Annotated in this window: 8 protein-coding genes and 1 tRNA gene; 2 read left to right on the plus strand and 7 right to left on the minus strand. The window is 74.0% G+C overall.

Annotation, left to right across the window (positions count from 1 at the left end):
• The first annotated feature begins 92 nt into the window (after positions 1–92).
• Positions 93–164 (plus strand) — tRNA-Val (locus IE142_RS21880).
• 307 nt (positions 165–471) lie between these two features.
• Here IE142_RS21880 and IE142_RS21885 read toward each other — a convergent pair.
• Complete coding sequence (locus tag IE142_RS21885) at positions 472–654, minus strand: hypothetical protein (protein WP_043375017.1); 183 nt, start codon at positions 652–654, stop codon at positions 472–474.
• 586 nt (positions 655–1240) lie between these two features.
• On the opposite strand from IE142_RS21885, the gene IE142_RS21890 reads away from it, so the two are divergent.
• On the plus strand, positions 1241–2737 hold the full coding sequence (locus IE142_RS21890; RefSeq protein WP_191887491.1) for a serine/threonine protein kinase: 1497 nt from the start codon (positions 1241–1243) through the stop codon (positions 2735–2737).
• A gap of 239 nt (positions 2738–2976) precedes the next feature.
• Here the strand turns inward: IE142_RS21890 and IE142_RS21895 are convergent, their stop codons facing one another.
• The 6 genes from IE142_RS21895 to IE142_RS21920 all read right to left on the minus strand — a co-directional run bounded on the left by IE142_RS21895 (position 2977) and on the right by IE142_RS21920 (position 12812).
• The gene (locus IE142_RS21895; protein ID WP_191887330.1) at positions 2977–3795 is read right to left on the minus strand and encodes a TrmH family RNA methyltransferase; all 819 of its coding nucleotides are present in this window, start codon (positions 3793–3795) and stop codon (positions 2977–2979) included.
• A gap of 1 nt (position 3796) precedes the next feature.
• A complete protein-coding gene (gene cobA / locus IE142_RS21900; protein WP_191887331.1) occupies positions 3797–5029 on the minus strand; it encodes a uroporphyrinogen-III C-methyltransferase in 1233 nt (410 codons plus the stop codon).
• Between the two features lie 212 nt (positions 5030–5241).
• Positions 5242–9534, minus strand: a complete 4293-nt coding sequence (gene cobT / locus IE142_RS21905; protein WP_191887332.1) for a nicotinate-nucleotide--dimethylbenzimidazole phosphoribosyltransferase — start codon at positions 9532–9534, stop codon at positions 5242–5244.
• Between the two features lie 347 nt (positions 9535–9881).
• Positions 9882–11102, minus strand: coding sequence for a precorrin-6y C5,15-methyltransferase (decarboxylating) subunit CbiE (gene cbiE / locus IE142_RS21910; protein ID WP_191887333.1), 1221 nt, complete (start codon positions 11100–11102; stop codon positions 9882–9884).
• Between the two features lie 116 nt (positions 11103–11218).
• Entirely contained in the window at positions 11219–11857 is a 639-nt protein-coding gene (locus IE142_RS21915; RefSeq protein WP_191887334.1) for a GNAT family N-acetyltransferase, read from the minus strand.
• A gap of 127 nt (positions 11858–11984) precedes the next feature.
• Entirely contained in the window at positions 11985–12812 is an 828-nt protein-coding gene (locus IE142_RS21920) for a MetQ/NlpA family ABC transporter substrate-binding protein (RefSeq protein ID WP_191887335.1), read from the minus strand.
• Positions 12813–12849 lie beyond the last annotated feature (37 nt).

Raw genomic sequence — 12849 nt, forward strand, 5'->3', positions numbered from 1 at the left:
ATTAGCTCAGCGGGAGAGCGCTTCCCTGACACGGAAGAGGTCACTGGTTCAATCCCAGTATCGCGCACGCAGTACCGCACCTGGTGCTCCCAGGACGATTAGCTCAGCGGGAGAGCGCTTCCCTGACACGGAAGAGGTCACTGGTTCAATCCCAGTATCGTCCACACTCACCGAAGCCCCCGGCCGTCTCGCACGGTCCGGGGGCTTCGTCGTGGTTTTCGCTCGGATCAGCCGGCTCAGCTGGAGAAGAGCATGTGGCCGAAGCTCGGAGGCACCGACGCCGCGTCGCACATCGGCTCGCAGCGCCGGGAAGCCCCGGCGACGGGCCGGGAGCTCCCGGGCGGGAAGAGCAATGCCGGCGCAGCTCCCCAGCTGCGCCGGCATTTTGCCGTCCGCCGCACCCCCGTCCCCACGGGGTTTCATGGATGGATGTCCCCGCCCGGACCGCTCTTCCGGGCCTGGGGTCGCCGCTCAGCGCCCCAGCATCACACCCACGGACGACGCCTGTGTGGCCACCGTCTCCCACCCGTCGAAGACGAGGAGGAGCAGGGCCGCCAGGGGCAGGGCCATGACCGTCGCCACCAAGGGGTGACGGCGTCCCTGACGGCGACTTCCGCGTGTGCGGACCAGCGTCCGCGGTACCGTCTGGGCCATGGTCCCTCTCCTGACCGTTTCCGTTGTCTTGGCAGCGGCGGGCGTCTGACCTCGGGGGACGAGTGCTGCACCCGCCGCTTGACCTCAAATCTAGGCGCCCGGCGGTCACCGGACGTCATGCCCTCGTACCGATTGCCGGGCCTCCCGGAGGATGAGCCATGCCCCGGTACGTACTCCTCTGGGTGGAGACCGGGTCCCGGGCCTCGGGGTCTTCCCCGAGGGGGCGCCCGAAGTATCCCTGTTCATCCGTACTGTCCGGTGACATCGCTCTCTCCGGCCACGCCCCGGCGTACGCCCGCCTCCCTCCACCGCTCGTCCCCGCACGCCACCACGGCGCGCGCGTGCCGTCGCCACGGGGTCTCCGCCACTTCCGCCCGCTCACCCGCGCCCGGCCCAATGCCCGCACCGCGGCGGCTGGTTGGGAAGGCCGGCGCCACCCCGGCCGGACGGACCTCGCGTTCCCTGACCGTTCCTCAACTCTCCCACCCGGTACTGACAATCCCTCGCCCCGAGAGGGCGCGGCCTCTGCGCGCGGGCGGCCATGGAAACGTAAGCTGTGGCACGTCACAGGGACCGGGCAGCGGGGATGAACATGGCGATGATGCGCCTGAGGCGCGAGGACCCGCGCGTCGTCGGCTCGTTCAGGCTTCACAGGCGGCTCGGCGCGGGTGGAATGGGCGTGGTCTACCTGGGCTCCGACAAGAAGGGGCAGCGGGTCGCGCTCAAGGTCATCCGGCCGGATCTGGCCGAGGACGAGGAGTTCCGGTCGCGGTTCGCCCGCGAGGTCTCGGCGGCCCGGCGCATCCGGGGCGGCTGCACCGCGCGGCTGGTCGCCGCGGACCTGGAGGCGGACCGCCCCTGGTTCGCGACGCAGTACGTGCCCGGCCCCTCCCTGCACGACAAGGTCGTCGACGGAGGCCCGCTCGGTGCGGCCGACGTGGCCGCTGTGGGCGCCGCCCTGTCCGAGGGGCTCGTCGCGGTGCACGAGGCCGGCGTGGTCCACCGGGACCTGAAGCCGTCCAACATCCTGCTGTCCCCGAAGGGGCCGCGGATCATCGACTTCGGCATCGCCTGGGCCACGGGTGCCTCCACACTCACGCACGTCGGCACCGCGGTCGGGTCCCCCGGGTTCCTCGCGCCGGAGCAGGTGCGCGGGGCGGCGGTCACGCCGGCCACGGACGTGTTCTCGCTCGGTGCCACACTGGCGTACGCCTCGATGGGCGACTCGCCCTTCGGGCACGGCAGTTCCGAGGTGATGCTGTACCGCGTGGTGCACGAGGAGGCCCAGCTGGACGGCGTCCCGGACGCCCTTGCCCCGCTGGTGCGGGCCTGCCTGGCCAAGGACCCCGAGGAGCGCCCGAGCACACTGCAACTGTCTCTGCGGCTCAAGGAGATCGCCGCCCGGGAGGCCCAGGGCCTGGCCGACGTACGGCCGCCGGCGCCGCGCAGCGCGGAGGCGGACCTGCCGACGGGGCGGCTCGCCGACACCTACCCGGAACGTGCGCAGCGGCGTCCACAGGGCCGACCGGGTGCGCAGGGCACCCCCGCCCCGAGGAACACCTCCGGGTCCCGGGGCCCCGGGCCCGCCCGCGGGGCCGACGCGTCACGCGGCGGCACGCCTTCGCGCGGTGGCGCACCGTCGCGGGGCGGGGCCTCGGCCCGGGGCGGCAACGCGTCGCGCGGAGGCGGTACGGGCTCACGGGGGGGCTCGCGGCCCACGCCCGCCTCCCGCAGCAACACGGGACGCACCGGGAGCGGATCCCGCAGCAACACGGGACGCAACGGGAGCGCCTCCCGTCACGACAGCGGGGGCCGGTCCGCGCCGCGCAGCGGGGCCGGCCGTACGGCGCCGCGGACCACGGGGACCGGTTGGCGGCGGCCCGCGAACCCGCGGCTGCTGCGGCAGCGGCTGTTCGTGTTCGTGGTCGTGACGCTGCTGGTCGCGCTCGGCATCGCCGCCGCGCAGGGCTGTCAGGGGCCGTCTCGGGGACTCGGCGACGAGCGGGACGGGGTGCGGGCGGCACAGGAGCGGGTGGACGTACGGGATGACACGCCCGGTCAGGGGCAGGTACCCGGTCTCTGAGGCTCCGGATGTGCCCGGCGGCCGGGGATCGGATGACGCGGTCCTCGTGCGGGGGGGGCGGCGCGTGGGCCGGATCGTCGGCCCGTCGGTCGCGTCGGCCCGTAGGCGCGTCACCCCGTCGGCCTCGTCAACGGTCCTCTGGTAGAGGCCGGCCGCGGGCGCGCGCCCCGCCCGGCGGGCTCCCTCCGGCCGCGTCGACGCCGGACGGCGGACCGCCGGACGAATCCCGTAGCCGACGTCTACGCCGTGGGCCGGCCCGTCGTCACCGCGTAGAAGGCGACCGCCGCCGCCGCGCCCACGTTCAGGGAGTCGACGCCGTGGGACATCGGGATGCGGACCCGTTCGTCGGATGCCGCCAGGGCCCGCCGGGACAGGCCGTCGCCCTCGGCGCCCAGCATCAGGGCCACCCGGTCCATGCGGTGCGGGGCGACCTCGTCGAGGGACTTCGCCCGCTCGTCGGGGGTGAGGGCGAGGAGCGTGAAGCCCGACTCGCGCACCGTCGCCAGTCCGGCGGGCCAGGTGTCGAGGCGGGCGTAGGGAACCGAGAAGACCGCGCCCATCGAAACCTTCACGCTGCGCCGGTAGAGGGGGTCCGCACAGTCCGGGGAGAGGAGTACCGCGTCCATGCCGAGGGCGGCGGCGGAGCGGAAGATCGCGCCGATGTTGGTGTGGTCGTTGACCGACTCCATGACGACCACGCGCCGGGCGGTGGTCAGGATGTCGGCCGCCGCGGGCAGCGGTTTGCGCGCCATCGAGGCGAGCGCGCCGCGGTGCACGTGGTAGCCGGTGACGCGTTCGGCGAGCTGCGGGTCGACGACGTACACCGGTGCGGGGGCCTCGTCGATGACGTCGCGCATGGTGTCGACCCACTTGGCGGAGAGCAGCATCGAGCGCATCCCGTAGCCCGCTTCGCCGGCCCGCCGGATGACCTTCTCGCCCTCGGCGATGAACAGGCCCTCGGCGGGTTCGCGGCGGCGGCGCAGTTCGACGTCGGTCAGGCCGGTGTAGTCGTGCAGGCGCGGGTCGTCGGGGTCGTGGATCGTGATGAGGTCGGCCATGTCACGCCGTCCCGTGCGGGCCGACGCCGACGACCTCGCCCACGACGATGACGGCGGGAGGCTTGACCTCCTGCGCGACGACCGTCTCGGCGACCGTGCCGAGGGTGGCGTCGACCCGGCGCTGGGCGGCCGTCGTGCCCTCCTGGACGAGGGCTACCGGAGTCTCGGGGGACCGTCCGTGTGCGACGAGGGCCTCGGCGATCTTGCCGATCTTGTCCACGCCCATGAGGATCACGAGCGTGCCGGTGAGCTTGGCGAGGGACGGCCAGTCGACCAGGGAGCGCTCGTCGTCGGGGGCGACGTGGCCGCTGACCACGGTGAACTCGTGGGCGACGCCACGGTGGGTGACCGGGATGCCGGCGGCGCCGGGGACCGAGATGGAGCTGGAGATCCCGGGAACGACCGTGCAGGGGATGCCCGCCTCGGCGAGCGCCTGTGCCTCCTCCATGCCCCGGCCGAAGACGAACGGGTCGCCGCCCTTGAGCCGTACGACCGCCTTGCCCTGCTCGGCGTGCTCGATCAGCGCGTTGTTGATGGCCTCCTGGGCCATGAAGCGGCCGTACGGGATCTTCGCCGCGTCGATGACCTCCACGTGCGGCGGCAGCTCGGCGAGCAGGTCGCGCGGGCCGAGCCGGTCGGCGATGACGACGTCGGCCTCGGCGAGCAGACGGCGGCCCCGGACGGTGATCAGGTCCGGGTCGCCGGGTCCGCCGCCGACCAGGGCGACTCCGGCGGTGCGGGTGCGGTGGTGCGGGGCGACGATGGTGCCGTCGCGCAGGCCCTCGACGACCGCGTCCCGGATGGCGGCGGTGTGGCGGGGGTCCCGGCCGCGGGCGTCCGTGGTGAGCACGGCGACGGTGACGCCCTCGCTGTGGCCGGTCGCCGGGGTCCAGGCGGTGGCCCGGTCGGCGTCGTCGGAGCGGACGCACCACACGCGGTGCCGCTCGGCCTCGGCGGAGGCGGCGGCGTTGGCCGCGGTGTCGCTGGTGGCGATCAGGGCGTACCAGGCGTCCGCCAGGTCGCCCTCCTCGTACGGGCGCCGCTCCCAGGTGATCTCGCCCGCGTCGGCCATGGCCTCGACCGAGGGGGTGGCGTCGGGGGACACGAGGCGGATGTCCGCGCCAGCGGCGAGGAGGGCCGGGAGGCGGCGCTGGGCGACCTGACCGCCGCCGAGGACCACCACGCGGCGGCCGGTCAGACGGAGGCCTACGGGGTAGGCGGGGTGTTCAGCCATGCGGGAGCGCTCCTCGTCCTGGCGGTGCGGCGGGCGGCGCTGCGGCATCGGAGCGGCCCTGACGTGCGGATACGTGGGGTCACGTGGGGATACGTGCGGATTCTAGGAGACGGGCACGGGCGGTACGAGGCCGGTCCGGTGTACGGCGGGGTCCGGGGCCCACGGGGGTGGGCGGCGCGGAACAGCCGGTCGCGCCGCCCGCCCCGCTGTGGCTACTTCTCCGTCACGCCCGCCGAGTCGAAGGTCGCGACCTCGTGCATCGCCCGCGCCGTGCTCTGCACCATCGGCAGCGCGAGCAGCGCGCCCGTGCCCTCGCCGAGGCGGAGGTCCAGGTCGACCAGGGGGCGCAGGCCGAGCTTGTTGAGCGCGGCGACGTGGCCGGGCTCGGCGCTGCGGTGACCCGCGATGCAGGCCGCCAGGACCTCGGGGGCGATCGCGCGGGCCACCAGTGCGGCGGCACCGGCGCTGACGCCGTCCAGGATCACCGGTGTGCGCAGGGAGGCGCCACCGAGCAGCAGGCCGACCATGGCCGCGTGTTCGAAGCCGCCGACCGCGGCGAGGACGCCGATCGGGTCGGCCGGGTCGGGCTGGTGCACCTCGATCGCCCGGCGCACGACCTCGGTCTTGCGGACCAGGGTCTCGTCGTTGATGCCGGTGCCCCGGCCGGTGACCTCGGCCGGGTCGGCGCCGGTGAAGACGGAGATGAGCGCGGCGGAGGCGGTGGTGTTCGCGATGCCCATCTCGCCGGTGAGCAGCGCCTTGTTGCCCGCCGCCACCAGGTCGCGGGCAGTCTCGATACCGACCTCGATGGCCTGCTTGGCCTCCTCGCGGGTCATCGCGGGGCCGGCCGTCATGTCGGACGTGCCCGCGCGGACCTTGCGGGGCAGCAGGCCGGGCGTCGCGGGCAGGTCGGCGGCGACCCCGACGTCCACGACGCACACCTCGGCGCCGACCTGGGTGGCGAAGGCGTTGCAGACGGCTCCCCCGCCCAGGAAGTTGGCCACCATCTGGGCGGTGACCTCCTGCGGCCAGGGGGTGACGCCCTGGGCGTGCACCCCGTGGTCGCCGGCGAAGACCGCGACGGCCGCGGGCTCCGGGATCGGCGGCGGGCACTGCCGGGACAGGCCGGACAGCTGCGCGGAGATGATCTCCAGCATGCCGAGCGCCCCGGCCGGCTTGGTCATGCGCTTCTGGCGCTCCCATGCCTCACCGAGCGCCTTGGCGTCGAGCGGGCGGATCTGTGCGACGGTCTCGGCGAGCAGGTCGTGCGGTTCCTCTCCGGGCAGGGCGCGGCGGCCGTACGTCTCCTCGTGGACCACCCAGGACAGCGGGCGGCGCTTGGACCAGCCGGCCTGCATCAGCTCGGGCTCGTCCGGGAACTCGTCGACGTAACCGACGCACAGGTAGGCGACGATGTCCAGGTGTTCGGGCAGGCCCAGGGCGCGGACCATCTCCCGCTCGTCGAAGAAGCTGACCCAGCCGACGCCGAGGCCCTCGGCGCGGGCGGCGAGCCACAGGTTCTCGACGGCGAGCGCGGAGGAGTACGGCGCCATCTTGGGTTGGGTGTGCCGCCCCAGGGTGTGGCGGCCGCCGCGGGTCGGGTCGGCGGTGACGACGATGTTCACCGGGGTGTCGAGGATGGCCTCGATCTTCAGTTCCTTGAACTGCTTGGCCCGGCCCTTGGGCAGCGACTTCGCGTACGCGTCGCGCTGACGCATGGCCAGTTCGTGCATCGCGCGGCGGGTGTCGGCGGAGCGGATGACGACGAAGTCCCAGGGCTGCGAGTGGCCGACGGAGGGCGCGGTGTGGGCGGCCTCGAGGACGCGGAGCAGCACCTCGTGCGGGATGGGGTCGCTGCGGAAGCCGTTGCGGATGTCGCGGCGTTCGCGCATGACCTTCAGGACGGCCTCGCGTTCGGCGTCGGCGTAGGCGGGGGCCGCCGGGCCGGTGGACTGTCGTACTTCCGCCTCCGCGGTCGCGCTCACGTCGTGCGGGTCTTCCTGGTCGGCGGCTCGAGTGTCCAGGTCGTCGGCGTTCTGGGCGACTTCGGGGTCGGCCTCGCGCGGGGCGGGGACCGGGGCCACGGGCTCCGAGGCCTGCGGGGCGTCCTGGGTGCCCGGGGCCTCTTGAGGAGCCTGAGCCGCCTGGGTCTCCCACGTCTGCGGCGGTACGACGAGCGCTTCGTGGGGCGTCGGCGCGAGATGCGGGTTGGTCGGGACCTGCCCGCCGTCGACCGGCACGAACTGGCCCACGGGCTGGTCGGGACCTTGCTCCGCGGGCTGGTCCGGGTGCGGCTCGGACCGGACGCCGTCCGCCGATGCCGCGTCGGCCACCGCCGGTTCGGGCGCGGGGTGCGAAGCGTCCGCTTCCGGCGGTACGTCGGTGCCGACGAGGGACTGAGGGCCCTGAGCGAACTGCGCGTCACGCGGGGCGGACTGGCCGTCCGGGGCGGGCCGGGCGTCCGGGGCGGGCCGGGCGTCCGGGGCGGGCCGGGCGTCCGGCTGGGCATCGGCGACGGGCTGGGGCTCCGGCTGGTGTGCGACGGAGTGCGTGCCGGCGTCCTGGGGTGGGGTGGGCTGGGGTGCGACCTGCTCGGGTGCGGCCTGCACGTCCGCGTGCGGGCGGTCCTCCACCGCCTGGACGGGCTGTGCGGTGTCCGTCGGCTGTGCGGAGGTCTCCGGCGCCGTTGCGGGCTGCCCGGTGGCGGCCGCGGTCTGCGGGAACGGCTGGTGCCCGGCGGGTTCGGCGGCGGACTCGCCGGGTGCCTGACCGGCCGCGACGACGGAGGCGGCCCGGTCGGGCTCGGCCACGGGCGCCTCGGCAGGCGGTGCTTCCTGGGGCTCGGGGACCTCGGTGGGCTCGGCCGTCTGTACGGGCTGGGGAACGTCGGTCGGCTCGGCCACCGTCGGTACGGGCTCGGGAGACTGGGGCGCCGTCTCCGCGACGTCTTGTGCCCGGGACGACTCGACCACCTGCGCGGGGCCGGGGACCTGCGTCGACTCGGCCTCCTGCACGTCCTCGGCAATCTCGGCCCGCCGCACCGCCTGACCCGCCTCCGGGACGCCGGTCGGCTCGACCGGTTGCGCGGCGGGGTCGGCTCCCTGCGGCGGCGCACCCTGCTGCGCGGCTTCGGAGAACTCGGTCGGCTGCTCCGCCGGCGCGGGCTCCGGCACAGTCCCCTCGGCGGTCTCGGCGGCATCAGCTGTTTCGGCGGCCTCGGTCTGCGGTACCGACGGCCCAGGGGCCTCCGCCACGGGGTGAACGGCATCGGCCACCGGCTGTACGGCATCGGCCGCGGGCTCCACGGCGCCCGCCTCGTCAGCCGGAGCCTGGTCGGACGCCTGGTCCGGCGCGGCGGCCTCCTCCGCTCCCGTCTCCGGGAGGACCGCCGCGGACGCCTGCTCGGCCTCGGGACCGGGCACGGTGTCCGTCGCGGGAGCCTCTTCCCCGACGGCGTCGGCCACGACCTCGGGCGCGGGAGTCTCTTCCGCGACGGCGTCGGCCACGACCTCGGGCGCGGCAGTCTCTTCCGCAACGGCGTCGGCCACGACCTCGGGCGCGGCAGTCTCTTCCGCAACGGCGTCGGCCACGACCTCGGGCGCGGCAGTCTCTTCCGCAACGGCGTCGGCCACGACCTCGGGTACAGGCGCCTGAGCCACCACGGGCTCGGCCACGGCCTCCCGCACCTCGTCACCGCCGGCCGGAGTCTCCCTGCCGTACGTCGTCCCGTCACCCGACACGGCGCCGGCACCGTCGGCGTCTCCCGGCGCACCCCCGGTCCGGTCCGAGACCTCGGCGTGGGCGTCCGCGGCCGGACCCTCGGTCTCGCCGGTCTCCCCGCCCGTCGCCGCCACGGCCTCCGTCGCCACGCGGGCCACGAGGGCCTGGGCGGCGCCCACCGGCTCGGGGGCCCGGTCCGCTGCCGGAATAACCGTTTCCGCACGAGCTGTCCCGGTGCCCACCGGCGCCTCGGCCGGCTGCTGGGCCTGCGCAGCCGCCTGCGCGTCCCAGGGCGCCGCACCCTGAGGAGGCATCGCGGCCGCCTGGGGGACGTCGAGGTACTCGGGGCCGGAGGTCGCCGGGCCGGTGTGGCGCACCGGCGCGTCGGCGGGGCCGCGGTCGGCGAGCGAGCGGACCGGGCTGGCGGAGGTGTCGGGGATCGGCGGACCGAGGTGCAGCGGCCTGCGCGGCGGGGCGGGGGCGGACGCGGGCTCGTGCGCCGGCTCGGGCAGACGGACGCCGCCGAGGTCGACCGAGCCGCTGTCGCGGCCGGACGTCTCGTGCGGGCCCGGCTGGTGCACGGTCTCGACGACCGGCTCCGGCGCGGGCGGCGCGACCTCGTTGCCCCAGGCGCTCTGGGCTCCCGGCAGCAACAACAGGTCCTCGTCCTCGGCGGTGGTCTCGGAGAGGTAGGTGTACGCGCCGGGTGCGGGGACGCCCGGCTGCTCCACCATGCCTGCGTTCTCCGGCAGCCCCTCGCCCGGGATCTGGCCGGTGTCGGTCATGCGTAACCCCTCGCCCATCGGTTAGTGCTTCTACGACCAGCTCGCCCGGGACGGCGCACCGACCGCCCCGTAGTGAGAACGAGCGTGCGTGCCCAGCGGCACGAACGACCCGTCGGAAATGACGACAAAGCCATTGAGTGGCATTGTCGCGGTCGTTGCCCCGTCACGACAGCTTGATCCGCGACGGCCCGCTGTGGACTGCGCCACGTTGCGCGTCCTCCGGTGCTGCCGTACCACACCGGACTCCGCAACAGGCGGGCTTTTACGGACATCGACCGATGAATGGTCGGGTGTCCGGGTGCGGCACAACAATCCGCCAGCCTACCCCGCGCGGTACGACTAACCGATCACGGGGCGCGGTCCGGGAGTACCCCGCTGAGCAGGAACACAACGCTCCGCTCCGTCTCCGTCCAGGCCCGGGTGTCGAGTCCGACGGACTGCAGCAGGGCGCACTCGACCCGGTAGCCGTGTTCCGTCAGGTCCCTGCCGACGAGTTCGGCCGCGTCACGGGTCGCGGCGTGCGCGACGATGCGCTGCGGACGGCGGTCGGCGACCGCGGAGACCACGGCCGCTCCCCCGCCGCCGACACGCACGACGTCGGGTTCGGGGAGGTTCTCCAGGACGTGCGGGGCGGTGCCGTGCACGATCTGGAGCTGGACTCCGAAGTGTCGGGCCGTGGCCTCGGTGCGGGCGCAGGCGTCCGGGTCCCGGTCGACGGCGATAACGGCGGCGCCGGCGCGGGCGGCCTCGGTGGCGAAGGCGCCGCCGCCACAGCCGATGTCCCACACGAGGTCGCCGAGGCGGGGCCCGAGCCGGGCGAGTTGGGCCGTGCGGAGCAGCTCGGTCTCTCCCTCGCCGAGGTCACCGCCGTACGCCTCGGCGGGCAGCGACCAGCCGCGCGGCCCGGCGGCGGGCCCCCGGCCGGCGATCCAGCCGGTGCCGTCGCCCGCCGCGCCCGGGCCGGTGCTCCCGCCGACGACGATGACGACGTTCGGGTCGCGCCAGGTGTGGTCGGCCGCCTTCTCCGAGGTGACGACGGTGACCTGTTCGCGCGTGGTGCCGAGTTCCTCGCAGATGACGAAGGTGCGGTGGATGCCCTCCAACAGCAGGCCGAGTTCGGCGGGACCGGCGCCCGGGGAGGTGAGGACGGCGACCTTGGTGTGGGCCCGGCATACGTTCACCGCGCGTCGCAGGGTGCGGGGGTGGGCGACGACCACGTGGGCGTCGTCCCAGGGCATGCCTGCGCGGGCGAAGGCGGTGGCGACGGAGGAGACGGCCGGGACGACTTCCACCTCCAGGCCGAACTCGGGGGCCCGCAGGGTGCGTACGACGCCGAAGAAGCCGGGGTCGCCGTCGGCGAGCACGACCGCGGTGCCGCGGTGGGCGGCGATGCGGCGGGCGGCGAGGGCGACGCTGCCGAGGCGGATGCGTTCCGCGGCGGGCGGTACCTCGGGAAGTGCCAGGTGGTGGGCGGCGCCTGCCACCAGGGTGGCCGCGCCCAGCGCGGAGCGTGCCGCGGCGGTCAGCGGCGAACCGTCCCAGCCGATCACCGTGACCCGGTCGGCCATCGTCGTCAGTCTCCAGGGGTCTTGCGGGTCGTGTCGCGGAACCGTTCGCGGGTGCGCCCCGTGAGGGTACCCGCTGCGGACTCGGGGCGGGGCGTCGGCGCCACCGGCCCCATGGATCAGTTCCAGTCGGGGAAGGTGCCGAAACCGCCGTCGTCGGTCAGCGGCCCGGTCGCTCCCTCGAGGTCCTCCGGCAGGAGGCTCCACACGATGAAGTCGGTGCGTACGTCCGTCCACACGTCGTCGTCGGTGTGGACGCGGGCTATGCAGGCGTTGCGCAGGACGCCCTCGCTGATGCAGCCGATCTTCTGGGCGACCTGCTGGGAGGCGGTGTTGTCGGCGGCGGTGCGCAGCTCGACGCGCTCGAACTTCTGGTCGCCGAAGAGCCACTGGGCGGTGGCGAGCGCCGCCTCAGACGCGTAACCCTCGCCGCGCGCCCAGTGGGCGACTATGTACGACATCTCGGTGGACCGTACGTGCCAGTTGGTCTTGGTGAGCTGGATGACGCCGACCAGCCGTTGGGTGAGGAACTCGGTGACGGCCAGGTCGAGTCCCCGTCCCGCCGTGCGCTCGGCGGGGGCGCGGTCACCGATCCAGGTGCGGGCGTCCTGCTCGGTGAAGGGCTGCGGGGCGTGGGTCCAGGCGGCGACCTGCTCGTCGTTCATCATGGCGGCGAGAGCCGCGACGTCGTCCTCGTCGAGGGGGCGCAGCACCAACCGCTCCGTGCTGATGGAGATGTTGGGGAAGGTGCTCGTCATGCGCCGCTCCGTAACCTGTGTAGCCGTCAGGGCCTGCTCGAACTGCCCAGCATGCAGCATGAAAGCACTCAACCGCACCACGGGGTCCACTCCGGCGGAGCGGACCCCGTGGTGCGGGTGGAGGGGGTCAGAACGACGGCAGCACGGCGCCGTCGTACTTGTCCTCGATGAACTTCTTCACCTCGGGCGAGGTGAGGAGCTTCGCGAGCTTCTTCACCCGCGGGTCGTCCTCCTGGCCCTCCTTGACAGCGAGGAGGTTGTTGTTCGGGTTGTCCTTGGCGGACTCCAGGACCAGGGCGTCCTCGGCCGGCTTGAGGTCGGCCTCGATGGCGTAGTTGCCGTTGACGACCGCGGCGTCGACGTCGCCCAGGGAGCGCGGCGTGGTGGCCGCCTCCAGCTCCTTGAACTTGAGGTTCTTCGGGTTCTCGGTGATGTCCGCGGGGGTCGCCGTGGTGCCGACGCCGTCCTTGAGGGTGATGAGGCCGTTCGCGGCGAGCAGCTGCAGGGCGCGGCCCTCGTTGACGGTGTCGTTCGGGACGGCGACGGTCGCACCGCTCTTCAGGTCCGCGGCCTTGTCGACCTTGTTCGAGTACAGGCCGAGGGGCTCCAGGTGCACGTCGACGACGGACACGATGTGAGTGCCGCGCTTCTTGTTGAAGTCGTCGAGGTACGGGGTGGTCTGGAAGAAGTTGGCGTCCACCGAGCCGTCCTCCGTGGAGGTGTTCGGCGTGACGTAGTCCGTGACCTCCTTCACCTCCAGGTCGAGCCCCGCCTTCTGCGCCAGGTCGTCCTTGACGTAGTTGAGGATCTCGGCGTGCGGGACGGGGCTGGCGGCGACGACCAGCGGTCCGGAGGTGTCGGAGGCGGTGTCCTTGTCCGAGCCGCAGGCGGAGAGCCCGAGGGTGAGGGCTCCGACGGCGAGGACGGCGGTGGTGATCTTGGCGGTGTTACGCACGAAAAGTGCCTTTCCTTGGTGGTGCGACCCCGTCTCG

Source organism: Streptomyces mutabilis, assembly GCF_014649815.1.
In the GTDB taxonomy this organism is placed as follows: domain Bacteria; phylum Actinomycetota; class Actinomycetes; order Streptomycetales; family Streptomycetaceae; genus Streptomyces; species Streptomyces mutabilis.